Below are 25,628 nucleotides of genomic sequence, written 5' to 3'. Positions count from 1 at the left end.
ATGGGTCAGCCCTCGATTGATTTACCTTCCAGGCTTTTGGGCAGTCTCAAGCCCTGGCTCGATGCGGCTCATTGGCGTATCGCTTTCTCCGGTGGCCTCGATTCCACCGTCCTGCTGCACCTTCTGGCAACTCTGGCCAAAACCGAATCCGTTCCATCGCTAAGCGCCATCCATGTCCATCACGGTCTTCAGGCTGTGGCTGATGCGTGGCCGGAGCATTGTCAGTCTGTCTGTGACGGCTTGGGCGTGCCATTGACGGTTGTTCACGTCACCGTGCCAAAGGGTGCCAGCCTGGAGCGCGCGGCGCGGGATGCGCGTTATGCGGTGTTCAGTGCAGCAACCCGGGTCAATGATGTGTTGCTGACTGGCCAGCACCGCGACGATCAGGCCGAAACGCTGCTGTTCCGTCTGCTGCGTGGTGCCGGGGTTCGGGGGCTCTCCGGCATGCCAGCCCGGCGTGCGCTGGGGCAGGGCAGTCTGGTTCGGCCCTTGCTCGACGTCACGCGTGCTGAACTTGAAGCCTATGCGCAGGAACATCAGCTGCACTGGGTAGACGACCCGTCGAATCAGGATCGACAGTTCTCGCGCAACTACCTGCGTCATCAGGTCATGCCGCTGCTGACCGGTCGCTGGCCGCAGGCACACGCCAGCATGGCCCGCAGTGCGGCACATCTGCGCGAGGCGCAGGGCTTGCTTGATGAGTTGGCGCAGATCGATCTGAAGTCAGCGATGACATCCAGCGAGTTTGCATGGCTGGGAGTGCCATCCCTGGAGCTTGCAGCCATGGCGGGACTGTCGGCTGCGCGCCAGCGAAATGCACTCAGTCACTGGCTCGAACCGCATACGCGACTGCCGGACACCGACCATTGGTCGGGTTGGGCGGACCTGCGCGATGCCGGCAACGATGCTTCGGCGGTCTGGCGTCTGGCGGATGGCGAGTTGCACCGCAGCGCCGGTCGCCTGTGGTGGCTTAGCGGCCATTGGCTGCGTACGCCGGCGGTCTGCGGCGACTGGCAGGCGCCGTCGCTGGCGCTACGCTTGCCCGATAACGGGCGTGTCATGTTCACCGGTCAGACTCCCGCAGGAGCGCTGCAGATCCGCTATCGTCAGGGCGGTGAAGTGATGCATCTGACGAATCGCGGACATCGCGATCTCAAGCGCCTGCTCAATGAGCGCGCGGTGCCGGCCTTCGTGCGTGGCAGATTGCCGCTGCTGTTTCGCGGGGAAGAATTGCTCGCCGTGGCGAACCTGCCGGGGCTCGACGGCAATGCGCTGGAAGGCTGGCGATTGGATTGGCAGCCTTCGGACGAAGATCAAGGTTTGAGATGAAGGGGGCATTCCGGTAGACTACGCTCCCTTCTTGATACAACTTCTGTGGATTCGCCTGAATTGCAGGAGTTGCCGATTACCAAGCAGTCTTTGCTGGGCGATTCCAAAAAATGTGTAGCGAGCAACGTACCGGTGTTTTCACTTCCGGTCTGTCCCAACGCGGCGGTTTTTTTGAAAGGTGCACTGTGATTAATGCAGGTGATCGGGGGCTTCGGCCTTCCTTCGCTTTCCCCGGCGGCTCGGACCGCTTTAACGCAGACTTCTAGGGTTTTTCATGACGCGCTACATATTCGTCACGGGCGGTGTTGTTTCTTCTTTGGGGAAAGGCATTGCATCGGCTTCATTGGCGGCCATCCTGGAGGCGCGGGGGCTTAAGGTCACCATGCTGAAGCTGGATCCGTACATCAACGTCGACCCGGGCACCATGAGCCCGTTCCAGCACGGTGAAGTGTTCGTCACCCACGACGGCGCCGAGACCGACCTGGACCTGGGCCACTACGAGCGGTTCATCCGTACGACCATGACCCAGAACAACAACTTCACCACCGGCCGTGTCTACGAACACGTGCTGCGCAAAGAGCGCCGTGGTGACTACCTGGGTGCAACCATCCAGGTGATTCCGCACATCACCGACGAAATCAAGCGTCGCATCATCAAGGGTGCCGGCGATGCCGACGTGGCCCTGGTGGAAATCGGCGGTACCGTTGGCGACATCGAATCGCAACCGTTCCTCGAAGCCATCCGCCAGCTGCGTGTGGAAGTCGGTTCCAAGCGCGCGATGCTGATGCACCTGACTCTGGTGCCGTACATCGCCACCGCGGGCGAGACCAAAACCAAGCCGACCCAGCACTCCGTGAAGGAACTGCGTTCGATCGGTCTGCAGCCAGACGTGCTGATCTGCCGCTCCGACCATCCGGTGGACGTGTCGTCGCGTCGCAAGATCGCGCTGTTCACCAACGTTGAAGAGCGTGCGGTGATCTCCCTGGAAGACGTCGACACCATCTACAAGATCCCGGCCGTGCTGCACGCTCAGGGTCTGGACGATTTCGTCGTCGAGCGTTTCGGCCTGCAATGCAATGGCGCCGACCTGTCCGAGTGGGAAAAGGTCGTCGATGCCAAGCTGAACCCGGAGCACGAAGTCACCATCGCGATGGTCGGCAAGTACATGGAACTGCTGGACGCCTACAAGTCGCTGATCGAAGCGATGAGTCACGCCGGCATCACCAACCGTACCAAGGTCAACCTGCGCTACATCGATTCCGAAGACATCGAGAACCAGGGCACTGCGCTGCTGGAAGGCGTCGACGCGATCCTCGTACCGGGCGGCTTCGGTCTGCGTGGCGTGGAAGGCAAGATCACTGCCGTTCAATACGCTCGCGAAAACAAGGTTCCGTACCTGGGGATCTGCCTGGGCATGCAAGTGGCGGTCATCGAGTTCGCCCGTAACGTGCTGGGCTGGAAAGACGCAAACTCCACCGAGTTTGATCGCGCCAGCGGCCATCCGGTTGTCGGTCTGATCACCGAGTGGGAAGACGCCACCGGTGCTGTTGAAGTGCGTACCGAAGCGTCCGACCTGGGCGGCACCATGCGCCTCGGCGCTCAGGAATGCCTGCTCGAACCCGGCTCCAAGGTGCACGACTGCTACGGCAAGGATGTGATTGTCGAGCGTCACCGTCACCGTTACGAAGTGAACAACAACCTGCTGCCGCAGATCATCGAGGCCGGCCTGAAAATCTCCGGTCGCTCTTCCGATGCAGCGCTGGTTGAAGTGGTCGAAGCACCGGATCATCCATGGTTCGTCGCTTGCCAGTTCCACCCGGAATTCACCTCGACTCCGCGTGACGGTCACCCGCTGTTCAGCGGTTTCGTGAAAGCAGCGTTGGCTCAACACCAGAAGAAGGCGTAACCCGATGGCACAGAAGATCATCCGCGTCGGCGACATCGAGATTGCCAACGACAAACCCATGGTGCTGTTCGGCGGCATGAACGTGCTGGAAAGCCGTGACATGGCCATGCAGGTTTGCGAAGAGTATGTGAAGGTCACCGAAAAACTCGGTATCCCTTACGTGTTCAAGGCCAGCTTCGACAAGGCCAACCGTTCTTCTGTGACCTCCTATCGCGGTCCTGGCCTGGAAGAGGGCATGCGCATCTTCCAGGACATCAAACAAGCCTTCGGCGTGCCGATCATCACCGACGTCCACGAGCCTGACCAGGCCGCGGTCGTCGCCGAGGTCTGCGACATCATCCAGTTGCCGGCCTTCCTGTCGCGCCAGACCGATCTGGTCGTCGCGATGGCCAAGACCAATGCCGTCATCAACATCAAGAAAGCCCAGTTCCTCGCGCCTCAGGAAATGAAACACATCCTGAACAAATGCGTGGAAGCGGGTAACGATCAGTTGATCCTCTGCGAGCGCGGTTCGAGCTTCGGCTACAACAACCTCGTGGTCGACATGCTCGGCTTCGGCATCATGAAGCAGTTCGAGTACCCGGTATTCTTCGACGTGACCCATTCGCTGCAAATGCCTGGCGGTCGTTCCGACTCCGCCGGCGGTCGCCGCGCCCAGGTCACCGACCTGGCCAAGGCTGGCATGAGCCAGTCGCTGGCGGGTCTGTTCCTCGAAGCGCACCCGGACCCGGACAACGCCAAATGCGACGGCCCTTGCGCCTTGCGTCTGGACAAACTGGAGCCATTCCTGGCCCAGCTCAAAGCCCTGGACGAACTGGTGAAGAGTTTTCCGACGGTAGAAACCGCGTAAACCTCAATTCTCCGGTAAAGTACCGCACGATTTGTCGCTCATGCCCTCGGGTATGAGCGTTGTCGTCTGCAAGCTGCCCGCTGCACACCACTTGCCGACGGTCAAAAGATTTCCTCTAGCTGCGTCGTTTTCGTCAACTTTGGAGTGTTTACAACAATGGCAAAAATCGTCGACATCAAAGGTCGTGAAGTTCTCGACTCCCGTGGCAATCCCACCGTGGAAGCGGACGTGCTTCTCGACAACGGCATCATCGGCAGCGCTTGCGCGCCGTCCGGTGCATCCACTGGCTCGCGTGAAGCGCTCGAGCTGCGTGATGGCGACAAGAGCCGTTACCTGGGCAAGGGCGTGCTCAAGGCGGTAGCCAACATCAACGGTCCGATCCGCGATCTGCTGCTGGGCACCGACCCAAGCGACCAGAAAGCCCTGGATCACGCGATGATCAAGCTCGACGGTACCGAAAACAAAGCGACCCTGGGCGCCAACGCCATCCTCGCCGTGTCCCTGGCTGCGGCCAAGGCGGCTGCACAGGATCAGGACCTGCCGCTGTACGCACACATCGCCAACCTGAACGGCACCCCGGGTGTGTACTCGATGCCGGTTCCGATGATGAACATCATCAACGGCGGCGAACACGCCGACAACAACGTCGACATCCAGGAATTCATGGTTCAGCCGGTTGGCGCCAAGTCTTTCTCGGAAGGTCTGCGCATGGGCACCGAGATTTTCCATCACCTGAAAGCCGTTCTGAAGGCCCGTGGCCTGAGCACTGCTGTGGGTGACGAAGGCGGTTTCGCGCCGAACCTGGCTTCCAATGAAGACGCGCTGAAAGTGATCTCCGAAGCTGTCGCCAACGCCGGCTACAAGCTGGGCACCGACGTGACCCTGGCTCTGGACTGCGCAGCCAGCGAATTCTTCGAAGACGGCAAGTACAACCTGTCCGGCGAAGGCCAGGTGTTCACCGCTGAAGGTTTCGCCGACTACCTCAAAGGTCTGACCGAGCGTTACCCGATCATCTCGATCGAAGACGGTCTGGACGAGTCCGACTGGGCTGGCTGGAAGATCCTCACCGACAAGATCGGCGAGAAGACCCAGCTGGTCGGCGACGATCTGTTCGTGACCAACACCAAGATCCTGAAAGAAGGCATCGATAAAAAGATCGCCAACTCGATCCTGATCAAGTTCAACCAGATCGGCACCCTGACCGAAACCCTGGAAGCCATCCAGATGGCCAAGGCTGCCGGTTACACCGCCGTGATCTCGCACCGTTCGGGCGAAACCGAAGATTCGACCATTGCCGACCTGGCGGTGGGTACTTCGGCTGGCCAGATCAAGACCGGCTCGCTGTGCCGTTCCGACCGTGTTTCCAAGTACAACCAACTGCTGCGTATCGAAGAGCAGTTGAATGGCAAGGCCAAGTACAACGGTCGCTCCGAGTTCCGCGGCTGATTAAGTGCCCTGCCTCACCAATACTGCTTCATTTTGGCGGCGCCTGTTGCCGTCACGCAGCGTTGCCGCTCCTCGCCATAGCGCGCTATGACTCGTCGCGGCGCCTTGCTTGACGGCAACAGTCACTCGCCAAAAGTGAAGCGTATTGGTGAAGCAAGGCACACATGTTAAAAAGACACCGGATTGTGTCGGAAAAGTCGTGACAGCGATGGATTTGCCACTAATCTGATGCCTTATATGCACAAGCCTGGATATTCCAGGCTTCGTGCTATCAGATGCTTCAAAGTTTTTTGCGTGGCTGTCTTTTTTCACTGGATACCTGATATTCGATGCGCAGTCCTTACTGGTTGTTTCTCGTCTTGCTCTTGCTGCTGGCCGGTCTGCAGTACCGCCTGTGGGTGGGCAATGGCAGTCTGGCGCAAGTCGCCGAACTGAATCAGCAGATTGCTGATCAACACGCCGAGAACGAAGCCTTGCTGGAGCGCAATCGGGTGATGGACGCTGAAGTCAGCGAGTTGAAGAAAGGTATGGAGACCGTTGAAGAACGGGCTCGTCACGAACTGGGCATGGTCAAGGACGGCGAAACCCTTTACCAGTTGGCCCAATGATCGATTCTCTGCCGGCCTTCTGGGCCGTGATTCCTGCCGCGGGCGTCGGTGCCCGTATGGCCGCGGACCGTCCCAAGCAATACCTGCAACTGGGCGGGCGCACCATTCTTGAACACAGCCTCGGCTGTTTCCTCGATCACCCGAGCCTCAAGGGCCTGGTGGTCAGTCTTGCCGTTGATGATCCTTATTGGCCGAACTTGGCCAGCGCCAGCGATCCGCGAATTCAACGGGTCGACGGTGGTGCCGAACGTTCCGGCTCCGTGCTCAACGCCTTGCTGCATTTGCACGCGCAAGGTGCTGATGACGAGGACTGGGTGTTGGTGCACGATGCGGCGCGGCCGAACCTGAGCCGTGACGATCTCGACAAATTGCTCGCTGAGCTGGCGAACGATCCGGTCGGTGGTTTGCTGGCTGTGCCGGCGAAGGACACCCTGAAACGGGTCGACAAGCACGGTCGTGTGGTGGAAACCGTGGATCGCAGCGTGATCTGGCAGGCCTACACGCCGCAGATGTTTCGCCTGGGTGCCTTGCACCGGGCACTGGCGGACAGTCTGGTGGCCGATGCGCTGATCACCGATGAAGCCTCGGCGATGGAGTGGGCCGGCATGGCGCCGCGTCTGATCGAGGGCCGTGCGGATAACCTGAAAGTCACCCGTCCGGAAGACTTGGAATGGTTGCGCCAGCGCTGGGCCAACCGTCGTTAAATCCGGTACTCCGGCCGCTCGGCCAAACCTTCCTTGAGAAAATCCACCAGTTTGCGCACCTTCGGCGACAAGTGCCGCTGCTGCGGATACAGCGCCCACACCGCCGTATTCGGCGGTTGATGCGCTTCCAGCAAAGAGATCAACGCGCCGCTGTGCAGATGTTCCAGCACGTAATAGTCCGGCAATTGACACAGTCCGACACCTTGTAGCGCCGCATCCAGCACTGCTTGCCCACTGTTACAGCGCCAGTTTCCCTGCACCCGCTGGGAAAATTCCCGCCCGTTCTGTTCAAGTTGCCAGATGTCCGAGCTGCCGATCAGGCAATTGTGTCGACTCAGTTCCGACAAGCTGTGTGGCCGACCGTACCGTTCGAGGTAGGACGGCGATGCGCAGAGGTACATGCGCCGTGGGGCCAGTCGAGTTGCTACCAGGCGGGAATCCTGAAGGCGCCCGAGGCGGATCGCCAGGTCCAGGCCTTCGTGCACCAGGTCGAGTTGGCGGTTGGTCAGTTCGATATCAATGCGCAGTTGCGGGTAATGCCCCATGAACCGGGTCACCAGCGGCACGATGAAGCGCTCGCCATACGCCACGGCGCAGGTCATGCGCAGCATGCCTTTGGGTTCGCTGGTCAAATCACCGACTGCACGCAGCGCCTCTTCGCGACCATCCTGCAGGCGCTGGCAATGTTGCAAAAACGTCTGGCCAGCTTCGGTCAGGGTGACGCGCCGGGTGCTGCGATACAGCAGCCGCGTCTGCAAACGCTCTTCCAGCCGTACGATTTGTCGACTGATGTGCGAGGAAGAAACGCCCAGGCGTTCGGCAGCGGCGGTGAACTGGCTGCATTCGGCTACGGCGACGAACTCGTCGATGCCTTCCCAGCGGTTTTCGGACATGGGGATTATCCCTGTGTGGCAATAATGTTTTGCTTTTGTCCGGATTATTCATCAAGCAGCGCTGGACTACACTCCCTGTCTGGTTTTTATTCAATGGATTCACTGGAGAGTCAGCATGATCAAGTCGCGCGCCGCCGTTGCCTTCGAGGCCAAGAAGCCGCTGGAAATCGTAGAAGTCGATGTCGCCATGCCCAAGGCCGGTGAAGTGTTGTTGCGCGTGGTGGCTTCCGGGGTTTGCCACACTGACGCCTACACCCTGTCGGGCGCTGACCCGGAAGGTATTTTCCCGTCGATCCTCGGCCATGAAGGCGGCGCAATCGTTGAAGCGATCGGCGAAGGCGTGACTTCCGTGGCCGTCGGCGACCACGTGATTCCGCTGTACACCCCGGAATGCGGCCAGTGCAAATTCTGCAAGTCGGGCAAGACCAACCTGTGTCAGGCGATTCGCGCCACTCAGGGCAAGGGCCTGATGCCGGACGGCACTTCGCGCTTTTCCTACAAGGGCCAAACGATTTTCCACTACATGGGTACTTCGACCTTCTCCGAGTACACCGTGCTGCCGGAAATCTCGGTGGCCAAGATCTCCAAGGATGCCCCGCTGGAAAAGGTCTGTCTGCTCGGTTGCGGCGTGACCACCGGTATCGGCGCAGTGATCAACACCGCCAAGGTCAAACCCGGTGACACCGTGGCCATCTTCGGTCTGGGCGGCATCGGTCTGTCGGCCGTGATTGGTGCAGTGAAGGCCAAGGCCTCGCGCATCATCGCCATCGACATCAACCCGGCCAAATTCGAAATCGCCAAACAGCTGGGAGCCACCGACTGCGTGAACCCGAAGGACTTCGATCGTCCTATCCAGGAAGTGATCGTCGACATGACCGACGGCGGCGTCGACTTCTCCTTCGAATGCATCGGCAACGTGCAACTGATGCGCGCAGCCCTCGAGTGCTGCCATAAAGGTTGGGGCGAGTCGGTGATCATCGGCGTTGCCGGTGCCGGCCAGGAAATCGCCACCCGTCCGTTCCAGCTGGTGACCGGTCGCGTCTGGCGCGGTTCGGCATTCGGCGGCGTGCGTGGCCGTACCGAATTGCCAAGCTACGTCGACATGGCGCAAAGCGGCGAGATCCCGCTGGACACTTTCATCACCCACACCATGGGTCTGGAAGACATCAACAAGGCGTTTGACCTGATGCACGAAGGCAAGAGCATCCGCACCGTCATTCATTTCTGATCAATCGCGATGCCACGGCTGCAATGCGCAGCCGTGGCTGCGTAGGAGTCCTACATGAGTCTGGAAAACATCTCCTGTCAGAAGAGTTTCGGTGGCTGGCACAAGCGCTATCGCCATCGCTCCGATGTGCTGGGCTGCGACATGGTGTTCGCCGTGTATCTGCCGCCGCAGGCAGAGCAGGGCGGCAAACTGCCGGTGCTGTACTGGCTGTCGGGCCTGACCTGCACGGACGAAAACTTCATGCAGAAGGCCGGTGCCATGCGCATGGCGGCCGAGCTGGGGTTGATCATTGTGGCACCGGACACCAGCCCTCGTGGCGCCGATGTTCCGGGGGATCCGGATGGCGCGTGGGATTTCGGTCTGGGCGCCGGGTTCTATTTGAATGCCACGCAGGAGCCGTGGTCGCGGCACTATCGGATGCATGACTACGTCGTGCAGGAATTGCCTTCACTGGTTGAAGCGCATTTCCCGGCCTCGGACAAACGCAGCATCAGCGGCCATTCCATGGGCGGTCACGGCGCATTGGTTTGTGCATTGCGCAATCCGGGGCGTTACCAGTCGGTGTCGGCGTTTTCGCCGATCAACAACCCGATGGATTGCCCGTGGGGGCAAAAGGCGTTCTCCCGCTATCTGGGCGAAGATCGTTCGAAGTGGCGCGAGTGGGATGCCTGTGCACTGATTGCCGAGGCGGACGAGAAACTGCCACTGCTGGTCGATCAGGGTGATCGCGACGACTTCCTCGCCACCCAGCTCAAACCGGAAGCGCTGCAACAAGCGGCAAAACAGGCGGGGCATCCGCTGACGTTGCGCCTGCAACCGGGTTATGACCACAGCTATTTCTTCATTGCGAGCTTCATTGACGACCACTTGCAGCATCACGCGCGCGCCCTCAAGGGCTAATGCAGGTAGAATCACGCCCTGACAAAAATCGGGGCGTTTTTTTATGCGTATTGGCCACGGCTATGATGTGCACCGTTTCGCTGAAGGCGATTTCATTACTCTGGGCGGCGTGCGAATCGCACACGGCTTCGGGCTGCTCGCCCACTCCGACGGTGACGTCCTGCTGCACGCCTTGAGCGATGCCTTGCTCGGCGCGGCTGCGTTAGGTGACATTGGCAAACACTTCCCGGACACCGACCCGCAATTCAAGGGCGCCGACAGCCGTGTGCTGTTGCGTCATGTGGTCAGTCTGATCCACGCCAAAGGCTGGAAGGTCGGCAACGTCGACAACACCATCGTTGCCCAGGCCCCGAAAATGGCCCCCCATATCGAATCGATGCGCGCGCTGATTGCCGCGGATCTGCAAGTAGAACTGGATCAAGTGAACGTAAAAGCCACCACCACCGAGAAGCTTGGCTTCGTCGGTCGCGAAGAAGGCATCGCCGTGCATTCCGTTGCCTTGTTGTTGCGCGCATGAACGAACTGCAACTGCTGGGCCCGCGGGCCTATGGCGACGCCCTTGGCACCGCGGTACTGAAAGCCATCGCCGAAGATTTCCAGGTCGATGAAGTCCTCGACATTCCGTTCAGCGGTGACGGCGAGCACCTGTGGATCTGGGTGGAAAAGCGCGGTCTGAACACCGAGGAAGCGGCTCGACGCATTGCCAAGGCTGCCGGTGTGCCGCTGCGCACGGTCAGCTATGCCGGCCTGAAAGACCGTCAGGCGCTGACGCGCCAGTGGTTCAGCGTGCAATTGCCGGGCAAGGCCGACCCGGATCTGTCGGCGGCGGAAAACGACACGCTGAAGATCCTCAAAACCACCCGCCACAAACGCAAGCTGCAACGCGGCGCGCATTCGGCCAACGGTTTCACCTTGCGCCTGACCCAGTTCAATGGTGACAAGGCCGCCATCGACGAGCGCCTGCAACAGATTGCCAAGCAAGGTATCCCGAACTACTTCGGCGCCCAGCGTTTCGGCCATGACGGCGGCAACGTGGTCGACGCTCGTTCATGGGCAGCGCGCAAGGCTTTGCCGGAGCAGCGCAATGTGCGTTCGCGCCTTCTGTCGACCGCCCGCAGTTTTCTGTTCAACCAGGTGCTGGCGGCGCGTGTTGCCGATGGCACCTGGCAGCGCGCCCAGGTCGGCGATCTGCTGGCGTTCACCGACAGCCGCAGCTTTTTCCCGGCGGGTGTTGCCGAATGCAGCGACCCGCGCCTGGCGATTCTCGACCTGCATCCGACCGGCCCGCAGTGGGGCGAAGGTGACTCACCGGCCGCCGGCGCTGTCCATGATCTGGAGCAGGCGATTGCCGCACGCGAGGCGGATCTGCGCGATTGGTTGATTAATGCCGGTATGAGCCACGAACGTCGTATCCTGCGGCTGCCCATTGGCGGGTTGACGTGGCATTATCCCGAGCCTGACATTCTGCAACTGGAATTCGTCCTCCCGGCCGGATGCTTCGCCACCGTATTGGTGCGCGAACTCGTTGATCTGGTGCCGGTGGGGCAGACGGACAGCCCATGCGTATTCTGATTTCAAACGACGATGGGGTAACCGCACCCGGTCTCGCCGCGCTTTATGCTGCGCTGGCGGATTACACCGAATGCGTGGTTATCGCCCCGGAGCAGGACAAGAGCGGCGCCAGCAGTTCGCTGACGCTGGATCGTCCGCTGCACCCGCAATACCTGGCCAATGGCTTCATCAGCCTCAACGGTACGCCGACCGACTGCATACATCTGGGACTCAACGGCCTGCTGGAGCGCCAGCCGGACATGGTGGTCTCGGGCATCAACCTCGGCGCCAACCTGGGCGACGACGTGCTGTATTCCGGAACGGTGGCGGCAGCCCTCGAGGGCCGTTTTCTCGAGCGACCGTCGTTTGCCTTCTCGCTGGTTTCCCGGCAGGTGGACAATCTGCCCACGGCCGCCCACTTTGCGCACAAACTGATCGAGGCCCACGCCGGGCTCGATCTGCCACCGCGTACGGTATTGAACGTGAACATTCCCAACCTGCCGATCGATCACATTCGTGGCATTCAGTTGACGCGCCTGGGGCATCGCGCCCGTGCGGCAGCGCCGATGAAAGTGGTCGATCCCCGTGGCAAGGCCGGTTACTGGATCGCCGCCGCCGGCGATGCAGAGGACGGCGGGCCGGGCACCGATTTCCACGCGGTGATGCAGGGCTACGTTTCCATCACTCCGTTGCAGCTCGATCGCACCTTCAATGATGCTTTCAGAAGTCTCGACGGCTGGCTGGAGGGGCTCAACTGATGGCTCGTGAACACGACGACCGGTTGCGCAGTGGTATCGGGATGACCTCCCAGCGCACCCGTGAACGCCTGATTCAGCGACTGTATGAAGAAGGCTTGTCCAACGCGAACGTGCTGGAAGTGATCCGCCGCACGCCGCGTCATCTCTTCGTCGACGAAGCGCTGGCGCACCGTGCTTATGAAGACACCGCGCTGCCGATCGGCCACAACCAGACCATCTCCCAGCCTTATATGGTCGCGCGCATGAGCGAGCTGCTGCTCGAGGCGGGGCCGCTGGACAAGGTGCTGGAGATCGGCACCGGTTCCGGTTACCAGACCGCTGTGTTGTCGCAACTGGTCGAGCGGGTGTTCTCGGTGGAGCGCATCAAGGTGCTGCAGGACCGGGCCAAGGAACGCCTGGTCGAGCTCAACCTGCGCAACGTGGTGTTCCGCTGGGGTGATGGCTGGGAAGGCTGGCCGGCGCTGGCGCCGTACAACGGCATCATCGTCACCGCAGTGGCGACCGATGTGCCGCAGGCGCTGCTCGATCAACTGGCACCGGGCGGGCGGATGGTCATCCCGGTCGGCTCGGGCGAAGTTCAGCAATTGATGTTGATCGTGCGCGAAGAAAACGGCTTTTCCCGACACGTCCTCGGGGCAGTGCGTTTTGTGCCATTGCTCAACGGGCCTCTGGCCTGAGCATTTGTTTTTCGGCGCTGAATTCCTTGCGAGTGCACCTGTCTTACACCGGCACCGATTGTTTAAACAGAATTCATCGTCCATGAGCAAACGTGTGCGCCGAGCGATAACGCTTCATTAAAGGTAAAGCCGGATTCGCCCGTTATACTTGCGACGTTACAGGCCGAAATCGGCATTCCACATTTTTCAGCCACCACAAAGGGAGCGGCGGGTGAGTCTCACAGTCATTGCGCAGCGTATGGGTAACACGAGCTTTCAGCGCCTGGTGACTGGCCTTGTCTTGAGCACCTTGCTGGTCGGTTGCTCCAGCACCAAATCGAACAACGTTCGGGTCGTCGATCGCAACAACACGGTCGCCCAGCGTCCTACAGTGACGACCGGACAGTATGTAGTCCGTCCGGGTGACACGATGTTTTCCATCGCGTTTCGCTACGGCTGGGACTATAAAGCCCTCGCTGCCCGGAACAATATTCCTACGCCGTACACGATCCACCCGGGTCAGACGATTCGCTTCGATGGGCGCCCGGGTTCAACGTCGACTGCGGTGGCCAGCAGCAGTGGTTCGGCACCGTCTTCGTCGAGCAAAACCACGATAATCCGGCGCCAGGCGAATGGCACGACGACCACCACAACCACCGGTTCCGGGGCCGCTTCGACGACGGTTGTACCGTCCGTCGCCAACAAGCCGGCACCGGCTCCATTGCCTCCACCGGGCCCAGCCCCGACCGGCTGGGGATGGCCATCTAATGGCATTCTGATTGGTAAATTCTCTTCAAACGGTAGTTTGAATAAAGGAATTGATATCGCCGGAGATTTGGGACAGCCTGTTTTAGCTGCGTCTGATGGGACTGTGGTTTACGCCGGGAGTGGCTTAAGGGGCTACGGCGAATTAGTCATCATCAAACACAGCGAAACCTACGTCAGTGCTTACGGACACAACCGTCGGCTGTTGGTACGGGAGGGGCAGCAGGTCAAAGTCGGACAGACAATTGCCGAAATGGGGTCAACGGGTACAGACCGGGTGAAACTGCATTTTGAGATTCGCCGACAAGGTAAACCTGTAGATCCGCTGCAGTTCCTGCCAAGACGTTGATTTGCAGACCAGCCTGTTCTTTCACGTAGAGGGGACAGGCTCCAGCGTTGCCAAGGATAAAGGCGCCGCTTGAGCTTGGGGTCGAACTCACCAAAGGACTATAACAATGGCTCTCAGTAAAGAAGTGCCGGAGTTTGACATCGACGATGAGGTTCTCCTGATGGAGACCGGCATCGATTCGGATTCGATGTCGAATGATGAAGGGGCTGCTCCACCTTCCGTTCGTGCCAAATCCAAACACTCCGCTTCACTTAAACAACACAAGTACATCGACTACACCCGGGCACTCGATGCCACGCAGCTGTACCTCAACGAAATCGGCTTTTCCCCATTGCTCTCCCCGGAGGAAGAAGTTCATTTTGCGCGTCTGTCGCAAAGTGGCGACCCCGCCGGGCGCAAGCGCATGATTGAAAGTAACCTGCGGCTGGTGGTCAAGATCGCCCGGCGTTACGTCAACCGGGGGCTGTCGCTGCTGGATCTGATCGAAGAGGGCAACCTCGGGCTGATCCGGGCGGTGGAAAAGTTCGATCCCGAGCGCGGCTTCCGCTTCTCGACCTACGCGACCTGGTGGATCCGTCAGACCATCGAGCGCGCGATCATGAATCAAACCCGGACCATCCGGCTGCCGATTCATGTGGTCAAGGAACTCAACGTGTACCTGCGGGCGGCACGGGAGCTGACGCAAAAACTCGATCACGAACCTTCACCCGAAGAAATCGCCAACCTGCTGGAAAAACCGGTGGGCGAAGTCAAGCGCATGCTGGGCCTGAACGAGCGGGTTTCTTCGGTCGACGTCTCGCTGGGTCCGGATTCGGATAAAACCCTGCTGGACACCCTCACGGACGACCGTCCGACCGATCCATGCGAACTGCTGCAGGATGACGATCTGTCGCAGAGCATCGATCAATGGCTCTCGGAGCTGACCGACAAGCAACGCGAGGTGGTGGTACGCCGCTTCGGTCTGCGCGGTCACGAGAGCAGCACGCTGGAAGATGTAGGCCTTGAGATCGGCCTGACCCGGGAACGGGTGAGACAGATCCAGGTGGAAGGCCTCAAGCGCCTGCGGGAAATCCTTGAGAAAAACGGCCTGTCGAGTGAGTCGCTGTTCCAGTAAGCGTTCTGCATGACCGCCAACAAAAAGCCCCGACCGTTCGGGGCTTTTTGTTGTCCGGCTCTGGCCAGCGGCCTGGAACCTGACGATCGGTCGTCATTTCCCGGGTTTGTAGTCTCGCGGTGTAAGCCCTGGCTTACTCTTTCGTAAGTGTTCGTTATTTTTACACTGCGGAAGACATCCATTGCGCTGTGGTGCCGTGATCAAGTTTTTGATTTATATGAATATTTTCAAATGTTAAATGCTTATGACACGAGACTTTACCGGAACGGGCCGGTTGCCCAAACCGGGGAACTCTTTAGTATCTGGGTTGTGTCGACGGATAGACACGCCCTTCACGGAAGAGGGGAATGGACATCGCAGGACGCGATTCATCAGGACGATGAAAAGGAACACAGGGAATAGGGAAAAAATGTGGGCGGGTCAAACCGCCCCTTTTTTTGCCTGTAGAAAAGCAAAACGCAGAAAAGCAAAAAGGCCCTCATGGGGCCTTTTGCGTGAACGCGGGGGTAATCAGCGTTCGAGGTCTTTGATCTTGCCTTTGACACCATCCCACTCTTCGGCGTCTGGCAGCGATTCTTTCTTCTCGGTGATGTTCGGCCAGATTTCGGCCAATTCAACGTTCAGCTGAATGAACTCCTGCATTTCTTCCGGAACTTCGTCCTCGGAGAAAATGGCGACGGCCGGGCATTCCGGTTCGCACAGTGCGCAGTCGATGCATTCATCCGGGTGAATCACCAGGAAGTTCGGGCCTTCGTAAAAGCAGTCCACCGGACAGACTTCTACGCAGTCGGTGTACTTGCACTTGATGCAGTTGTCGGTGACGACGAAGGTCATTTCTAATTTTCTCCTCAGGCGGCGGCAGCGTTGCCCCTTCACGGTTGGGGTCGCCAGGTTCGGGAGCGATGTCTGCCAGCCAGGCTAAATAGCCAGCAGCATCCCGAACCGCGCGAGATTCTAACAGCTTGAAGCCGTTTGCGTTATATCCGGTTCTTCAGTGCTTAGATCCGGTTCTTAAGTGCATATAACATTTCGAGTGCCCGGCGCGGTGTCACGTCATCGAGATCCAGCTTGGCCAGTTCGTCCAGTACCGGGTGCGGCAGGCTGGCGAACATGTCGCTCTGTTGCGGGGCGGCCGGCTTGCCTTTGACGGCCGGCTTTGGCGCTTCATGAGGCAGCGCAGTGTCTTCCAGTCGGCTCAAGTGCTCGCGGGCTCGCGCGATCACTTCGCTGGGTACACCGGCCAGTTGCGCCACGGCCAGGCCATAGCTCTGGCTCGCCGGCCCCGGCAGGACATGGTGCAGGAACACGATACGTTCGTTGTGTTCGGTCGCGTTGAGATGCACGTTGGCAACCAGCGGCTCGGCTTCCGGCAACACGGTCAGTTCGAAATAGTGCGTGGCAAATAGAGTATAGGCGCGCAAATGCGCCAGTCGCTCGGCCGCCGCCCATGCCAGCGACAAGCCGTCGAACGTGCTGGTGCCGCGACCCACTTCGTCCATCAGCACCAGGCTGCGTTCGGTGGCGTTGTGCAGGATGTTGGCGGTTTCGCTCATTTCCACCATAAAGGTCGAGCGGCCGCCGGCCAGGTCGTCGCTGGAACCGATGCGGGTGAAAATCCGGTCCACCAGCGACAGTTCGCAGCTGGCCGCTGGCACGAAGCTGCCGATGTGCGCCAACAGCACGATCAACGCGGTCTGGCGCATATAGGTGGATTTACCGCCCATGTTCGGACCGGTGATCACCAGCATCCGGGTGTTGTCGTCCAGGCTCAGATCGTTGGCCACGAACGGTGTGGTCAGCACTTGCTCGACCACCGGATGGCGACCCTGGTTGATGCGCATGCACGGTTCGCTGACGAAGGTCGGGCAATTCAGGTCGAGATTCAGAGCACGTTCGGCGAGATTGCTCAGCACATCCAGTTCTGCCAGCGCACCAGCGGTGTCCTGCAGCGGCGGCAACTGGCTGATCAAATCTTCCAGCAACGCCTCATAGAGCATCTTCTCGCGAGCCAGGGCGCGGCTCTTGGCCGACAGTGCCTTGTCCTCGAACTCTTTCAGCTCGGGAGTAATGAAGCGCTCTGCGCCCTTCAGGGTCTGACGACGGATATAGTCCGCCGGAGCCGATTCAGCCTGCTTGCTGGGCAATTCGATGAAGTAGCCGTGAATCCGGTTGTAACCGACTTTCAGGTTGGCCAGGCCGGTACGGGCCTTTTCCCGGGCTTCCAGATCGATCAGGAATTGTCCGGCGTTTTCGCTCAGCGACTGCAGCTCGTCGAGTTCGCTGTCGTAGCCGGTTTTCAGCACGCCGCCATCACGGATCACCGCCGGTGGATTGTCGATAATGGCTTTTTCCAGCAGCGCTGCCAGTTCCGGGTAGGTGCTGGTGGTGCTTGCCAGATGTTGCAGGTGCGGCGCTTCGAGATCGGTCATCGCCACTTGCAGTTCAGGCAGGGCGCCGAGTGCGTCACGCAGACGGGCGAGGTCGCGAGGACGGGCATTGCGCAGACCGATCCGGGCGAGAATCCGCTCGATGTCACCGATCTCTTTCAACTGTGGTTGCAGTTTTTCGAAACGATAACCGTCGAGCAGGCAACGGATCGAGGTCTGGCGCGCCAGCAGCACGGTGAGATCGCGCAGTGGGCGGTTCAGCCAGCGGGTCAGCAAGCGGCTGCCCATGGCGGTCTGGCAACGGTCGACCACCGATTGCAGGGTGTTGTCGCGGCCACCGGCCAGGTTGGTGTCGAGTTCGAGGTTGCGGCGGCTGGCACCGTCCAGCACCACGGTGTCGTCCAGCCGTTCATGACGCAGGCTGCGCAGGTGGGGCAGGGCGGTACGCTGGGTTTCCTTGGCGTACGCCAGCAGGCAACCGGCAGCGCCGATGGCCAGGGTCAACGTTTCGCAGCCGAAGCCTTTCAGATCCTGGGTCGAAAACTGCTGGCAGAGACTTTTCAGCGCCGAGTCGCGCTCGAAATCCCACGGTGCGCGACGGCGAACGCCACGGCGTTTTTCCGCCGGCAGATCCTTTGGCCAGTCATCCGGGATCAGCAGCTCGACCGGGTTGACCCGCTCAAGCTCCGCCAACAGGTTTTCCCAACCCTTGATTTCCAGCACGGTGAAGTTGCCGCTGGTGATGTCCAGTACCGCGAGGCCGAACAGGCGCTCGTCCCCCAGCACCGCCGCGATCAGGTTGTCGCGGCGCTCATCCAGCAATGCCTCATCGCTGACTGTGCCCGGGGTGATGATCCGCACTACCTGACGCTCGACCGGGCCCTTGCTGGTGGCCGGGTCGCCAACCTGCTCGCAGATCACTACCGACTCGCCCAGCTTGACCAGTTTCGCCAGATAGCCTTCCGCCGCGTGATACGGAATCCCGCACATCGGAATTGCCTGCCCTGCCGACTGCCCGCGGGCGGTCAGGGTGATGTCCAGCAACTTGGCCGCCTTCTTCGCGTCTTCGTAGAAGATCTCGTAGAAGTCGCCCATGCGGTAGAACATCAGCTGGTCCGGGTGCTGATTCTTCAGGCGCCAGTACTGCTGCATCATCGGAGTGTGGGAGGACAGGTCGGAGACGGCTTTATTCATCGGATTGTCAGGTAACTCGTTGGAAGATGTGGGGCAAAAGCGGGGCGGTCGCCGGGCTTTTCCGCGATGGGCGCAAGGTTACCATGGGCGGTCTGTTGGACGCAGGCATCGCGGCCGGGTGACAGGTTTATGGCGCAAAAAGCTCGACTATGCACGATTTATGCAAATCAGCATTTGTCATCCCGAAAAACTTCAAGCACTATGCGCGTTATGCAAAAACGCAACGTATCCTCCGTCTTAAGAGCACTGCTCGATCAGCACGGGATCTCCCCCACGGAGCTCCACCGTCGCACCGGCGTGCCTCAATCCACTCTCTCGCGGATTCTCAGCGGGAAGATCGTCGATCCTTCGGATAAACATATTTCCAAGATTGCCGAGTACTTCGCCGTGAGCACCGATCAGTTGCGCGGGCGCGCGGATGTTGCGCCGGTTGCCGGCGGCGGGCGCGAGGAGTTGCATTCCGAACTCAAGGACATAAGCCTGTGGGACGATGACACGCCCGTCGATGACGACGAGGTGTCCGTGCCCTTCCTTCGCGAGGTTGAATTGGCTGCTGGATCAGGAAGATTCGTCATCGAAGAGAGCGAGCGCTCCAGCCTGCGCTTTGGCAAGCGCAGCCTGCGCCATAATGGCGTGCAGTTCGACCAGGCCAAATGCGTGACCGTACGGGGCAACAGCATGTTGCCGGTGCTGCGCGACGGCGCCACGGTCGGTGTCAACGCCGGCAAGTGCGGGATCGGCGACATCATTGATGGCGACCTTTATGCGATCAACCACAACGGTCAATTGCGGGTGAAACAGCTCTACCGCCTGCCTACCGGTATCCGTCTGCGCAGCTTCAATCGCGATGAGCATCCGGACGAGGACTACAGCTTCCAGGATATGCAGGACGAGCAGATCGTCATCCTCGGTCACGTCTTCTGGTGGGGCATGTACGCCCGATAACGATCCCTCTCTCAGATAGAACCCGCCCACGGCGGGTTTTTTTTCGCCCCTGGAAAACCGGACAACCCTTGAATGGCGGGGCTTTCATGCATTCGCGCATTTCTCATGCATAAATAAATGCATTTACGCATTGACTGTATATGCATACATGCATATTCTTGCCACCAAGCCGCTCGACAAAGCGGCTGGCAACAACAGCTCTTTAGTTCCACAAGAACAGGCAGCGATGAACCGGCCTCAACGGTTCAGAGGGTTGGCAACTGACCCGGGTGTGCAGCGTAAAGCACCAGAAGCAGTTATCCGGCGGGCAGGGACCGCGGTCGGAAAAACAATTTGAATGGACTCGTACCGCGCCAGTAGCGCCGAAAAGTCAGCTTCCTTCACACGTACACAGGATTGAAGGAAGGCGAAGGAGCGCATTACTGAAAAGCCCGGCGGACTGCCGGGCTTTTTGGAATGCCTACCTGGCGCACGCCGCTTCACCGAAGCTTCACGGCATAAACGCAGTCAGGCGGAGAATCAAAAGGATTTGCAGATGTTGAAAGACTGCCGTTGCGGCTATTGCAAACGACTGCTCGCCCGGGTGGGTGAGTACACAGAACTCCAGATCAAATGTTCCCGCTGCGGAACATTGAATCATGTGAAGGCCACGAGTCTCGAGCGATCGCCTGTGAGCGACATGAGCACAATCAAGTGCACAAGACTATCCGACTCTATAGGTAAAAAATGAAATCGATCAAAACTCATCTGGGTTCGATGCTGTTGTCCCTGACGCTGCTGGCTGCCAGCGGTTCCGCCTTTGCGGCCGAACTGGTCGTCAATGGAAGCTTTGAAACCCCCGGTTGCGCTAACGACTGCATCTTGAATACACCCGCTCAGGCTGACTTCATCAACGGCTGGACAACGTTCCTGTCCGGTGTCGAGTACATGAACGTCCGCGCCGCCATCGGCAGTTCGGTTGCTGCCGATGGCGCAATGGCCGTTGATCTTGCCAACTATGTTTACGAAAACGGCGGCGGAATTCAGCAAAACATCAACACCGTCGTGGGCGCAAAGTATCGCCTGACTTTTAGCGCCGGTAACTCGAAGTATGTGAATCGCACCGGCAATGGTGTCATCAACGTCAAGATAGCCGGACAAACCACAAGCTTCGACACGCCTGTGGCGACAGGTGATGCAACCGTATGGGAAACCAGAACTCTGGACTTCACCGCCACTACTTCGCAAACGACCCTGAGCTTCTGGAACGAGCAGAATCCCAATGCTCATTTCGCGTTCATTGACAAGGTCAGCGTAGTACCTCTTTAAGAGATAGCCTGCGGGCACTCCTTGAGTGCCCGCTTTCAGAGACATCGTTTGAAACCAAAATACATCACACATCAAACTTTCAAGGAGGCGTGACATGACAAACGAGCAACAAGCGTTGGCTGACATGCCGATCTGGCTGGTCATCCTCCTTGCCGTCGTGGGCGGGGTGTCCGGCGAAATGTGGCGCGCCGACAAGGAGGGCGCCCGTGGCTGGCCACTGCTTCGGCGGCTCGCCCTGCGCTCCGGCGCCTGCATGATCTGCGGCGTCTCGGCGATCATGCTGCTGTACGCCGCCGGCATGTCGATCTGGGCTGCTGGCGCGTTTGGCTGCCTGACAGCCATGGCCGGCGCCGACGTGGCCATCGGTCTGTACGAACGCTGGGCCGCCAAGCGCATTGGCGTCTGCGAAGTTCCCCCGCGCGATCCGCAGTAACCCTTTCACTTTCCTGTCTCGCTGCACGCTGTGCGGTGGGACTGCGCGTGGACATTCGAAAAGGAGGTCATGCATGCCCACACCGATCCGGCAGCCGTCGCAACTGTTCACGGCAATGGCGACAGCCTTGCGCAACAACGCCGACCTGAACGTGCAGGTCGGCAGTCAGGATGACTTCACGGCCCCCGGCGACAAGGCCTGGGTGCTGATCGACATCGAACGCAATGCACCAGGAGAACGCGCTGCCAACGGGCGTATCGCCCATGTGCTGACGCTGTCACTGCAAGTCATCCCGGCGCTTTCCGCCACGGCGTTCGCTGCCTGTGACCTGATCGCCGCCCTGAAAAACCTGATCACCGACAATCGTTGGGGCCTGCCCGGCGATCAATGCGATCTGCCGATGAATATCGATGGTTTGCCGTCACTGGCGATTCGCGCCGATCAGCCCAACAAGGCCTGGACACTGACCTTCAATCAGACCCTGTACCTGGGCCCGACCCTGCTGGACGACCCGCTCGGCACACCGAAATTCGCCCGCACCTGGGAAGTCAGCGACATCGATGATCCCGACCAATACACCACGCTGGAGGCCTGACCGATGTTCGACGCGTTACTGCGTATGCAACTGGGCCCGATCATCGAACGCTTGGCCGAGATGGAAGCGGAGATCGAAGACCTGCACCGACGCGCCGAGAGTTATTGCCGCATCGGCATCTGTCAGGAGGTCGATGCCGCGAGCAACACCTGCAAGGTCAGCCACGGTGGATTGCTCACCCCGGCCATCAAATTCTTCAACCCCAGCGCCGGCGCGCAGAGCGAGTCGCGGATCCCGACGGTGGGCGAACAATGCCTGCTGTTCAACTACGGCAGCGGCGAAAGCGGCGCACAAAGCGTGGCGTTGTTCGGCCTGAACAGCGACCGTTTTCCACCGACCTCGACGGTGCCGACGTTGACCCGTCGCGTCCATCAGGACGGCAGCGAAAGCGGCTACGACGACGCCACTCACACGCTGCATTGGCAAAACGGTCCGGCCGCCTTCAACGGCTCCCGAGAATCGCTTGAACTGAGCATCGGCCCGGCGCGGCTGGCGATGACAGCGCAAGCGATCAACCTGCAGCTGGGCGCGGTCGGCCTGACCATCGACGCCTCGGGCGTGCACTTCAGCGGCCCGTTGGTGGATCACCAGGGTCGCGTCATCAGCCCCTGAATCAAGAGCTTCCCATGATCGGAATCGATAGAGACACCGGGGCCACGGTCGACGACTGGCTGCAATTCGTGCAGCGCGCGACCCGGGCCCTGACCACGCCGCTGGGCACCCGGCAAAAAAGGCCCCTTTATGGTTCGTTGATCCCCACGCTGTTGGGGCAAAACCTGGGTGATGACGTTCTGCTTCTGGCCCAGAGTCACGCTGCGCAGGCTTTCTACAACGCGCAGAACGGCATCGGCGATTTCCAGCCAGGCGTGATCGTCGCCACGCGTCAGGGCGCCGGTCTGCTGCTGCGCTTCGCCGGCACCTGGAAAAACCGCCAACAGACTTTCGAGGTCGTGACATGAGCATGTTGATCCCGGGCCAGAACCAACTGGCCGAACCCTCATTGATCAAGGTCGAGGCCTTCGAGGATCTGCTGGCCGAGTTCAAGACCTTCGTCCTGGAATACGTCGGTACCCGCTCGCCGCAGAGCGCTGCGAAACTCAAGACCAGCCTGGACAACGAAAGCGAATTGCTGACGATGGCGCTCGAAGCGTTTTGCGTTCGCCTGCAAAGCCACGAACGCAAATACAACGCTCGCATCAAGCAAATGCTGGCGTGGTGGGCCACCGGCAGCAACCTTGATGCGCGGCTCGCGGACATGGGGCTGGAGCGGCAGTTGCTCGACCCGGGCGACCCGGCAGCGTTTCCGCCAGTGCCGGCGATTTACGAGAGCGACGATGATGCCCGGTTGCGTTATTACCTGGCGCCCCATGCGCCGGCAGCGGGGTCGCGGATGCAGTATCGCCGCGAGGTGTTCACCCTCGGCGAACGGCCGGCGGTGAAAGTCGAATCCACCGATGCCGGCGTCGTCAACGTCACCTACACCTTTGCCCCGGACGGCCTCGCCGCACAGGTCAAGGATGGCAATGGCCGCCGTACGGCCCCCGGTGAAGTGCAGGTGACGGTGCTGTCCCGCGACGCCGACGGCACACCGTCCACCGCACTGCTCGACGGCGTGCGCCAGCACTTCGCCCGGCCCGATGTCTGTCCGGAAACCGACAAGGTCACGGTCAAAGGCGCCGAGATTCAGCGCTACAAAATCCGCGTCGTGGCAAAGATCAATTCCGGCCCCGATTCGGGCCTGACCAAAGTCGCCGCCGAGCAACATCTGCAAGCCTACGCCGACAGCTGCCATCGCCTGGAAGGTCGGGTCGACCCGAGCTGGATCGACTACACGCTGCACAGCGCCGGCGCCGTGCAATTGCAGATTCTTGAACCGCTGACGCCCATCGTCTGCAGCGCGTTTCAAGCGCCGTACTGCACGGCGGTCGAGGTCGAGGTGCAGACACTATGACGGACCAGACACCGCGTCCGACCCTGCTGCCGGCCAACAGCTCGGCGCTGGAACGGGCACTCGACATCGGCTTCGGCGCTTTGCTTGACCGCATCGCACCGCCGTTCCCCGAACTGATGAACCCGAGCTCGACACCCCTCGCATTCCTGCCGTATCTCGCAGCGGATCGCGGCGTGGCCGAATGGAGCACCGACGCACCGGAAGCCGAGAAGCGCCTGACCGTCGAACTGGCCTGGCCAACCGCGCGTCAGGCCGGCACCCGCAAGGCACTGGAAAACGCTGCCAAGGGCTTGCAACTCAGGCCTGAAGTCCGCGCCTGGTATGAACAGACACCGCCCGGCGAACCCTACAGCTTTTCCGTGCGGGCCTTCAGCGAACAACCCTACAGCGAAGAAATCGATGCCCGTCTCGACCGACGCCTGGCCGATGCCAAGAGCGAACGGGACGTGCTGTCGGTGTCGGTCGGCCTCAGCGCCTTCGGCTCTCATGTGATCGGCGCCGCGACCTTTTGCGGTGAGCTGACCACGGTTTATCCGGTGTTCCTCGAAGGGCTCGAAACCTCGGGAGAGGCCTTCATGGCGGCTGCGCTGTACACCGTCGAAACATCCACTATTTATCCTCAGGGGGCCTGAATGGCTGACTATTACACCCTGCTCACCAACGCAGGGATTGCCTACGAAACCGCCTGCAAGGCGGCGGGCGTACCGATCAAGCTGACGCAGATTTCCGTCGGCGATGGCAGCGGCGCGGTCTACAACCCGGCCGCGACGGCTACCGCGCTGAAACGCGAAGTCTGGCGCGGACCGCTCAATGCGCTGTTCCAGGACGAGAAGAATCCGAGCTGGCTGCTCGCCGAAGTCACCATCCCGCCGGACGTCGGCGGCTGGTACGTGCGTGAAGCCGGTCTGTGGACCGACACCGGGATTCTCTACGCCATCGTCAAATACCCGGAGTCGTTCAAACCGGTGCTGGCCACGTCGGGCTCGGGCAAAGAGTTCTACATCCGCTCGATTTTCGAGACCAGCAATGCCTCGCTGGTGACGCTGCTGATCGACGACACCGTGGTCAAGGCCACTCGTGCGTGGGTCATGAGCTACCTCGCCGAAGAACTCGGCAAACTCGACGGCAAGCAATCGGTACGTGTCGCCGCCACCGCCAACGTGGTGTTGAACGGTGCGCAGCAGATCGACGGCGTGGCGGTGATTGCCGGCGACCGCGTGCTGCTGCCGAACCAGACCCTGGCCAAGGACAACGGCCTGTGGATCGTCGCCAACGGTGACTGGATTCGGGCCAACGATGCCAACGTCAGCGCCAAGGTCACACCGGGCCTGACGGTGATGGTGGAGGAGGGTACGCTCAACGGCGATTCGCTGTGGCACCTGACCACCAACGCGCCGATCACTCTTGGCACAACCGCGCTGACATTCAAGATGCTGGCAGGGCGCACCGGGATTGCCGCCGGGACTTACAAGAGTCTGAGCGTCGACGAATACGGCCGCGCGACGGCCGGCTCGAATCCCGACACGTTGTCCGGGTTTGGCATCAAAGATTCGTACACCAAGGCTGAAGTCGAGGCGCTGATTGCCAAGGCTTCTGCGTTGCCGGTGGGATCGATTGTGGCGTTCCCTGTCGATACACCGCCACCGGGTTTTCTGGAGCTGGACAACAGCGTCAAGAGCAGCGCGACCTACCCTGACTTGAGCGCCTATCTGGGTGGCAAGTTCAACAAGGGGGATGAGGGGGTCGGGAATTTCCGGT

27 protein-coding genes are annotated in these 25,628 nt (G+C 60.2%); 24 read left to right on the top strand and 3 right to left on the bottom strand.

What is annotated here, in order from left to right; genetic code table 11:
- The 6 genes from tilS to ispD all read left to right on the top strand — a co-directional run bounded on the left by tilS (position 1) and on the right by ispD (position 6,843).
- Positions 1-1,329, top strand: coding sequence for a tRNA lysidine(34) synthetase TilS (tilS, locus tag J5M72_RS19000; RefSeq protein WP_207866773.1), 1,329 nt, complete (start codon positions 1-3; stop codon positions 1,327-1,329).
- Between the two features lie 274 nt (positions 1,330-1,603).
- On the top strand, positions 1,604-3,235 hold the full coding sequence (locus J5M72_RS18995; RefSeq protein ID WP_085697338.1) for a CTP synthase: 1,632 nt from the start codon (positions 1,604-1,606) through the stop codon (positions 3,233-3,235).
- Between the two features lie 4 nt (positions 3,236-3,239).
- Positions 3,240-4,085, top strand: coding sequence for a 3-deoxy-8-phosphooctulonate synthase (kdsA, locus tag J5M72_RS18990; protein ID WP_007954807.1), 846 nt, complete (start codon positions 3,240-3,242; stop codon positions 4,083-4,085).
- Between the two features lie 156 nt (positions 4,086-4,241).
- Positions 4,242-5,531: a phosphopyruvate hydratase gene (gene eno, locus J5M72_RS18985; protein WP_007954808.1), complete on the top strand. Its 1,290-nt coding sequence runs from the start codon at positions 4,242-4,244 to the stop codon at positions 5,529-5,531.
- A gap of 329 nt (positions 5,532-5,860) precedes the next feature.
- Positions 5,861-6,139 (top strand): cell division protein FtsB, encoded by a 279-nt coding sequence (gene ftsB / locus J5M72_RS18980; RefSeq protein ID WP_003222158.1) that lies wholly within the window; start codon positions 5,861-5,863, stop codon positions 6,137-6,139.
- The gene (ispD, locus tag J5M72_RS18975; RefSeq protein WP_169429073.1) at positions 6,136-6,843 is read left to right on the top strand and encodes a 2-C-methyl-D-erythritol 4-phosphate cytidylyltransferase; all 708 of its coding nucleotides are present in this window, start codon (positions 6,136-6,138) and stop codon (positions 6,841-6,843) included. The genes ftsB and ispD overlap by 4 nt, the downstream gene beginning before the upstream one ends.
- Here ispD and J5M72_RS18970 read toward each other — a convergent pair.
- Positions 6,840-7,736 (bottom strand): LysR substrate-binding domain-containing protein, encoded by an 897-nt coding sequence (locus J5M72_RS18970; protein ID WP_085712852.1) that lies wholly within the window; start codon positions 7,734-7,736, stop codon positions 6,840-6,842. The two genes, ispD and J5M72_RS18970, sit on opposite strands and share 4 nt — an antisense overlap.
- A gap of 115 nt (positions 7,737-7,851) precedes the next feature.
- Here J5M72_RS18970 and J5M72_RS18965 point away from each other — a divergent pair, with 115 nt between their 5' ends.
- The 8 genes from J5M72_RS18965 (at position 7,852) to rpoS (ending at position 15,057) form a co-directional block, all read left to right on the top strand.
- On the top strand, positions 7,852-8,964 hold the full coding sequence (locus tag J5M72_RS18965) for an S-(hydroxymethyl)glutathione dehydrogenase/class III alcohol dehydrogenase (RefSeq protein ID WP_007954819.1): 1,113 nt from the start codon (positions 7,852-7,854) through the stop codon (positions 8,962-8,964).
- 54 nt (positions 8,965-9,018) lie between these two features.
- Positions 9,019-9,864, top strand: a complete 846-nt coding sequence (gene fghA, locus J5M72_RS18960) for an S-formylglutathione hydrolase (protein WP_114881646.1) — start codon at positions 9,019-9,021, stop codon at positions 9,862-9,864.
- Between the two features lie 43 nt (positions 9,865-9,907).
- On the top strand, positions 9,908-10,381 hold the full coding sequence (gene ispF, locus J5M72_RS18955) for a 2-C-methyl-D-erythritol 2,4-cyclodiphosphate synthase (RefSeq protein WP_007954821.1): 474 nt from the start codon (positions 9,908-9,910) through the stop codon (positions 10,379-10,381).
- Positions 10,378-11,436 (top strand): tRNA pseudouridine(13) synthase TruD, encoded by a 1,059-nt coding sequence (gene truD / locus J5M72_RS18950; RefSeq protein WP_134825650.1) that lies wholly within the window; start codon positions 10,378-10,380, stop codon positions 11,434-11,436. Before ispF ends, truD begins: the two co-directional genes overlap by 4 nt.
- Positions 11,424-12,173, top strand: coding sequence for a 5'/3'-nucleotidase SurE (gene surE / locus J5M72_RS18945; RefSeq protein ID WP_169429078.1), 750 nt, complete (start codon positions 11,424-11,426; stop codon positions 12,171-12,173). Before truD ends, surE begins: the two co-directional genes overlap by 13 nt.
- 41 nt (positions 12,174-12,214) lie before the next feature.
- Positions 12,215-12,850 carry a protein-L-isoaspartate(D-aspartate) O-methyltransferase gene (locus J5M72_RS18940; protein ID WP_169432601.1) on the top strand — a complete coding sequence of 212 codons (636 nt, stop codon included), beginning with the start codon at positions 12,215-12,217 and terminating at the stop codon, positions 12,848-12,850.
- A 211-nt stretch (positions 12,851-13,061) separates the two neighbouring features.
- Positions 13,062-13,943: a peptidoglycan DD-metalloendopeptidase family protein gene (locus J5M72_RS18935; RefSeq protein WP_207866772.1), complete on the top strand. Its 882-nt coding sequence runs from the start codon at positions 13,062-13,064 to the stop codon at positions 13,941-13,943.
- Positions 13,944-14,049: 106 nt separating this feature from the next.
- Positions 14,050-15,057: an RNA polymerase sigma factor RpoS gene (rpoS, locus tag J5M72_RS18930; protein WP_007954831.1), complete on the top strand. Its 1,008-nt coding sequence runs from the start codon at positions 14,050-14,052 to the stop codon at positions 15,055-15,057.
- 510 nt (positions 15,058-15,567) lie between these two features.
- On the opposite strand, the gene fdxA is transcribed toward rpoS, so the two are convergent.
- Together fdxA and mutS are read right to left on the bottom strand one after the other, a co-directional pair.
- Positions 15,568-15,891: a ferredoxin FdxA gene (gene fdxA / locus J5M72_RS18925; RefSeq protein ID WP_007908827.1), complete on the bottom strand. Its 324-nt coding sequence runs from the start codon at positions 15,889-15,891 to the stop codon at positions 15,568-15,570.
- Positions 15,892-16,055: 164 nt separating this feature from the next.
- The gene (mutS, locus tag J5M72_RS18920; protein ID WP_169429080.1) at positions 16,056-18,638 is read right to left on the bottom strand and encodes a DNA mismatch repair protein MutS; all 2,583 of its coding nucleotides are present in this window, start codon (positions 18,636-18,638) and stop codon (positions 16,056-16,058) included.
- Between the two features lie 210 nt (positions 18,639-18,848).
- Here mutS and J5M72_RS18910 point away from each other — a divergent pair, with 210 nt between their 5' ends.
- From J5M72_RS18910 to J5M72_RS18865, 10 genes are all read left to right on the top strand, one after another.
- Positions 18,849-19,583: an XRE family transcriptional regulator gene (locus tag J5M72_RS18910; protein WP_169429081.1), complete on the top strand. Its 735-nt coding sequence runs from the start codon at positions 18,849-18,851 to the stop codon at positions 19,581-19,583.
- Positions 19,584-20,118: 535 nt separating this feature from the next.
- On the top strand, positions 20,119-20,313 hold the full coding sequence (locus J5M72_RS18905; protein ID WP_169429082.1) for a Com family DNA-binding transcriptional regulator: 195 nt from the start codon (positions 20,119-20,121) through the stop codon (positions 20,311-20,313).
- Complete coding sequence (locus J5M72_RS18900; protein WP_207866771.1) at positions 20,310-20,891, top strand: DUF642 domain-containing protein; 582 nt, start codon at positions 20,310-20,312, stop codon at positions 20,889-20,891. Before J5M72_RS18905 ends, J5M72_RS18900 begins: the two co-directional genes overlap by 4 nt.
- A 94-nt stretch (positions 20,892-20,985) precedes the next feature.
- The gene (locus J5M72_RS18895) at positions 20,986-21,324 is read left to right on the top strand and encodes a phage holin family protein (protein ID WP_085647806.1); all 339 of its coding nucleotides are present in this window, start codon (positions 20,986-20,988) and stop codon (positions 21,322-21,324) included.
- Positions 21,325-21,397: 73 nt separating this feature from the next.
- Positions 21,398-21,919 (top strand): hypothetical protein, encoded by a 522-nt coding sequence (locus J5M72_RS18890; RefSeq protein ID WP_169429084.1) that lies wholly within the window; start codon positions 21,398-21,400, stop codon positions 21,917-21,919.
- Between the two features lie 3 nt (positions 21,920-21,922).
- Positions 21,923-22,531 (top strand): phage baseplate assembly protein V, encoded by a 609-nt coding sequence (locus J5M72_RS18885; protein ID WP_169429085.1) that lies wholly within the window; start codon positions 21,923-21,925, stop codon positions 22,529-22,531.
- 14 nt (positions 22,532-22,545) lie between these two features.
- Positions 22,546-22,878 carry a phage baseplate protein gene (locus J5M72_RS18880; protein ID WP_169429086.1) on the top strand — a complete coding sequence of 111 codons (333 nt, stop codon included), beginning with the start codon at positions 22,546-22,548 and terminating at the stop codon, positions 22,876-22,878.
- Complete coding sequence (locus J5M72_RS18875; RefSeq protein WP_207866770.1) at positions 22,875-23,870, top strand: baseplate J/gp47 family protein; 996 nt, start codon at positions 22,875-22,877, stop codon at positions 23,868-23,870. The genes J5M72_RS18880 and J5M72_RS18875 overlap by 4 nt, the downstream gene beginning before the upstream one ends.
- Positions 23,867-24,502, top strand: a complete 636-nt coding sequence (locus J5M72_RS18870; protein ID WP_207866769.1) for a phage tail protein I — start codon at positions 23,867-23,869, stop codon at positions 24,500-24,502. Before J5M72_RS18875 ends, J5M72_RS18870 begins: the two co-directional genes overlap by 4 nt.
- Positions 24,503-25,628 (top strand): phage tail protein (locus tag J5M72_RS18865; RefSeq protein WP_207866768.1); only part of this gene is annotated, 1,126 nt, incomplete at its 3' end. It abuts the gene before it with no gap.

Source organism: Pseudomonas sp. 58(2021), from assembly GCF_017491585.1.
GTDB classification, from domain to species: domain Bacteria; phylum Pseudomonadota; class Gammaproteobacteria; order Pseudomonadales; family Pseudomonadaceae; genus Aquipseudomonas; species Aquipseudomonas fluorescens_BT.
The sequence above is the reverse complement of the archived record's forward strand: the minus strand, read 5'-3'. Positions and strand labels throughout refer to the sequence as shown.

Excerpts from the sequence above, each read along its gene's own strand:
- tilS (WP_207866773.1), top strand. The coding sequence starts at position 1 with ATGGGTCAGCCCTCGATTGATTTACCTTCCAGGCTTTTGGGCAGTCTC.
- J5M72_RS18995 (WP_085697338.1), top strand. The coding sequence starts at position 1,604 with ATGACGCGCTACATATTCGTCACGGGCGGTGTTGTTTCTTCTTTGGGG.
- kdsA (WP_007954807.1), top strand. The coding sequence starts at position 3,240 with ATGGCACAGAAGATCATCCGCGTCGGCGACATCGAGATTGCCAACGAC.
- eno (WP_007954808.1), top strand. The coding sequence starts at position 4,242 with ATGGCAAAAATCGTCGACATCAAAGGTCGTGAAGTTCTCGACTCCCGT.
- ftsB (WP_003222158.1), top strand. The coding sequence starts at position 5,861 with ATGCGCAGTCCTTACTGGTTGTTTCTCGTCTTGCTCTTGCTGCTGGCC.
- ispD (WP_169429073.1), top strand. The coding sequence starts at position 6,136 with ATGATCGATTCTCTGCCGGCCTTCTGGGCCGTGATTCCTGCCGCGGGC.
- J5M72_RS18970 (WP_085712852.1), bottom strand. The coding sequence starts at position 7,736 with ATGTCCGAAAACCGCTGGGAAGGCATCGACGAGTTCGTCGCCGTAGCC.
- J5M72_RS18965 (WP_007954819.1), top strand. The coding sequence starts at position 7,852 with ATGATCAAGTCGCGCGCCGCCGTTGCCTTCGAGGCCAAGAAGCCGCTG.
- fghA (WP_114881646.1), top strand. The coding sequence starts at position 9,019 with ATGAGTCTGGAAAACATCTCCTGTCAGAAGAGTTTCGGTGGCTGGCAC.
- ispF (WP_007954821.1), top strand. The coding sequence starts at position 9,908 with ATGCGTATTGGCCACGGCTATGATGTGCACCGTTTCGCTGAAGGCGAT.
- truD (WP_134825650.1), top strand. The coding sequence starts at position 10,378 with ATGAACGAACTGCAACTGCTGGGCCCGCGGGCCTATGGCGACGCCCTT.
- surE (WP_169429078.1), top strand. The coding sequence starts at position 11,424 with ATGCGTATTCTGATTTCAAACGACGATGGGGTAACCGCACCCGGTCTC.
- J5M72_RS18940 (WP_169432601.1), top strand. The coding sequence starts at position 12,215 with ATGACCTCCCAGCGCACCCGTGAACGCCTGATTCAGCGACTGTATGAA.
- rpoS (WP_007954831.1), top strand. The coding sequence starts at position 14,050 with ATGGCTCTCAGTAAAGAAGTGCCGGAGTTTGACATCGACGATGAGGTT.
- fdxA (WP_007908827.1), bottom strand. The coding sequence starts at position 15,891 with ATGACCTTCGTCGTCACCGACAACTGCATCAAGTGCAAGTACACCGAC.
- mutS (WP_169429080.1), bottom strand. The coding sequence starts at position 18,638 with ATGAATAAAGCCGTCTCCGACCTGTCCTCCCACACTCCGATGATGCAG.
- J5M72_RS18910 (WP_169429081.1), top strand. The coding sequence starts at position 18,849 with ATGCAAAAACGCAACGTATCCTCCGTCTTAAGAGCACTGCTCGATCAG.
- J5M72_RS18905 (WP_169429082.1), top strand. The coding sequence starts at position 20,119 with ATGTTGAAAGACTGCCGTTGCGGCTATTGCAAACGACTGCTCGCCCGG.
- J5M72_RS18900 (WP_207866771.1), top strand. The coding sequence starts at position 20,310 with ATGAAATCGATCAAAACTCATCTGGGTTCGATGCTGTTGTCCCTGACG.
- J5M72_RS18895 (WP_085647806.1), top strand. The coding sequence starts at position 20,986 with ATGACAAACGAGCAACAAGCGTTGGCTGACATGCCGATCTGGCTGGTC.
- J5M72_RS18890 (WP_169429084.1), top strand. The coding sequence starts at position 21,398 with ATGCCCACACCGATCCGGCAGCCGTCGCAACTGTTCACGGCAATGGCG.
- J5M72_RS18885 (WP_169429085.1), top strand. The coding sequence starts at position 21,923 with ATGTTCGACGCGTTACTGCGTATGCAACTGGGCCCGATCATCGAACGC.
- J5M72_RS18880 (WP_169429086.1), top strand. The coding sequence starts at position 22,546 with ATGATCGGAATCGATAGAGACACCGGGGCCACGGTCGACGACTGGCTG.
- J5M72_RS18875 (WP_207866770.1), top strand. The coding sequence starts at position 22,875 with ATGAGCATGTTGATCCCGGGCCAGAACCAACTGGCCGAACCCTCATTG.
- J5M72_RS18870 (WP_207866769.1), top strand. The coding sequence starts at position 23,867 with ATGACGGACCAGACACCGCGTCCGACCCTGCTGCCGGCCAACAGCTCG.